The following is a 2,642-nucleotide window of genomic DNA, read 5'->3' as shown; positions in this document are numbered from 1 at the left end:
GGCGTGCTGGGTCGACCTCACCGGAGACGCGAGCGCGGTGGCGGTGGCCAACGCCTTGGTCCTCGGCGGATCGGTGCTGGGCGGCCTGTGGATTCCGACCGCCATGCTACCCGGCTGGATGCGGACGCTGGGCCAGATCACGCCGTCCTACCATCTCGGCCAGCTTGCGCGGGCGATCGTCGGGGTCGACACGCTAGGCGCACCCGCCGGGCATATGATGGCCGTGACCGCAATGACGGCCGCAGGGATCGCCTGGGCCTGGAGCGGATGGCGGCGGAGCCCGGCTTGACCGAACACGCTGACACCCTCGACAGTGGCGCGATGCGTACGAGGGCACAGCGATGGTGGGACGGACCGTGGCCGTGGCTCGTCTATCTCGTCTTCCTGCCTCTCCCCTGGCTATGGAAATGGCCGGACGCGACAACGCTGATAAGCTCGGCGCTGGCGGTCATGACGTTCCTGCCGCTCTACGTCGCATCGCATCGCTGGCAGGGCGTTAAGCTCGTTGGCGCCTGTGCCGTAATAACCGCGATCGGCATCGCCCTCGCCGCCCTACCGGTCGGTTGGACCGTGTTCCCGATCTACGCCGCGTCGGCGATGGGGCACGCCCGTCCTCGACCCGTGGCAATCCTCGGCATCGCCGCGATCGCGGTGGTGACGATGGTGACCGGTCTCGCGCTGAGCCAGCCGACCTTATGGTGGCTGCCCGGCGCGCTGCTCGTCGCCATGACCGGCGGCGCAACGATCTCGCGCGAAGCCTTTTACGACCGTACGCAGGCGTTGCTCGCGACCCAAGAGGAGGTCCGCCGCCTTGCCGGCACTGCCGAACGCGAACGGATCGCGCGCGATCTGCACGATGTCGTCGGCCGTACGCTGACGCTCGTCGCGCTCAAGGCCGATCTGGCCGCCCGACTGCTCGATCGGGACAGAGATGCGACGCGGGCGGAGGTGGAAGCCATCGCTGCCGCCGCGCGCGCCGGCCTCGCCGATGTCCGCGCGGCGCTGGCGGGGCAAGCGGGTGGCGGCCTGGCGCAGGAAGCGTCCGCCTCGATCGCCGCCTTGCGGACGGCAGGCGTACGGCCGACGCTGACCGGCGACGCCGCCAACGTCCCTGCCAACGCGGGTGCTGTGTTGGCGATGACGCTGCGCGAGGCCGTCACCAATGTTATCCGCCATGCTGGCGCCCGGCATTGCACGATCCATATCATCGCCGACCCCGGTTACGCCCGCTTGGTAGTCGAGGACGATGGCGTCGGCCTGTCCGGTCGCGAGGGCAACGGGTTGACCGGCATGCGACAGCGATTGGTCGCCGCGGGCGGTGCCTTGCATCTCGCCCCTGCCCAAACCGGCACCCGTCTGGAAGCGAGCGTGCCGGCATGACCCCCATCCGTATCGTTATCGCCGAGGATCAGGCGCTCGTGCTCGGCGCCATTGCCGCATTGCTGTCGCTGGAGCCGGACCTCGCGATCGTCGGCCGCGCGTCGGACGGCGATGCGGCGTTCGCGATGGTGCGGGATCTCGCGCCAGACATATTGCTGACGGACATCGAGATGCCCGGTCAAACCGGCCTCGACCTTGCCAGGCGGCTGGCCGACGAGCGGTCGCGAACCGCCGTCGTGATCGTGACGACCTTCGCTCGGCCGGGCTATCTCGCCCGCGCACGCAGCGCCGGGGTGCGCGGCTATCTGCTGAAGGATGCACCGGTCGACGACCTGGCGGCTGCGATCCGCACCGTCGTGGCCGGCGGTCGCGCGATCCCCGCCGATCTTGCGGCAGCAGCCGGCGAGATCGGCCGCGATCCGCTCACCGATCGCGAGCGCGATACGTTGCGTCTTGCCGAAGAGGGGCTTTCGAACAAGGACATCGCCGATCGGCTCGGTTTGTCGCCAGGCACCGTGCGCAATTACCTGTCCGACGCGGCAGGGAAACTCGGCGCGGCGAACCGCATCGAGGCGGGCCGCACGGCGCGGCGGAACGGGTGGCTGTGACCCAGCGGCAGACATCGCGAGGCATCCGCTACGTCCCGTAGCCTGCCATTCGCGCGGATGAGGGAACCGCTGACGTGGCGTTTCGCATCGGTGCGCCCGAAGGATCACCCGCTCTACGTCGTCGAAGCGCCGCGGCACATCACGTGCCGCGGCGCCGCGTATCAGATGTCGACGGATAAGGTCAGCTGGACGGTGCGGGGGCTGAGCGGCCGGAACAGGCCGTCGCCGGTAAGCGCCGGCGAAATGTAGGACAGCACATCCTTGTCGAATAGATTGTCGACGTTGACGCGGATGCGCGCGTTCCGCACCGGACCGATCGAAAAGCCGTCACCGATGTCGGCATAGGCCGAAAAGACGGTGAAGCCCGGCAGCGACGAGCCCGGCGTATTCTCAAAGGTCGATTGGCGACGGCTGGTATATTTACCGGTGATATTGGCGACGAACCACGGCGCCGGTTCGACCGTAAGCCCCCCGGATACGACCCATTTCGCACTGTCGGGCAGATATTTGCCCGCGATCAGATAGGTGCGCGCCGCCCCGACGATATTGTCCTGGAATTGCGCGTGGTTGTAGGTGACGTTGGCGTTGACGTAGGCCGCGCCGTGCAGGAACGCCGGCTTGTAATTGGCAAGCAGTTCCGCGCCGTACGCCTTC

2 protein-coding genes and 2 pseudogenes are annotated in these 2,642 nt (G+C 68.1%); 3 read left to right on the top strand and 1 reads right to left on the bottom strand.

Going from position 1 to position 2,642, the window contains the following annotated elements; genetic code table 11:
- The 3 genes and pseudogenes from ACFDSW_RS14400 to ACFDSW_RS14390 all read left to right on the top strand — a co-directional run.
- Positions 1–289, top strand: a pseudogene (locus ACFDSW_RS14400) (hypothetical protein); the annotation flags it as partial.
- A gap of 32 nt (positions 290–321) precedes the next feature.
- On the top strand, positions 322–1,380 hold the full coding sequence (locus tag ACFDSW_RS14395; RefSeq protein ID WP_315472079.1) for a sensor histidine kinase: 1,059 nt from the start codon (positions 322–324) through the stop codon (positions 1,378–1,380).
- Entirely contained in the window at positions 1,377–1,988 is a 612-nt protein-coding gene (locus ACFDSW_RS14390) for a response regulator transcription factor (protein ID WP_315462104.1), read from the top strand. The genes ACFDSW_RS14395 and ACFDSW_RS14390 overlap by 4 nt, the downstream gene beginning before the upstream one ends.
- A 161-nt stretch (positions 1,989–2,149) precedes the next feature.
- On the opposite strand, the pseudogene ACFDSW_RS14385 reads toward ACFDSW_RS14390, so the two are convergent.
- Positions 2,150–2,642, bottom strand: a pseudogene (locus tag ACFDSW_RS14385) (TonB-dependent receptor); the annotation flags it as partial.

This window comes from Sphingomonas sp. (assembly GCF_042091075.1).
Lineage (GTDB): Bacteria > Pseudomonadota > Alphaproteobacteria > Sphingomonadales > Sphingomonadaceae > Sphingomonas.
The sequence above is the reverse complement of the archived record's forward strand: the minus strand, read 5'-3'. Positions and strand labels throughout refer to the sequence as shown.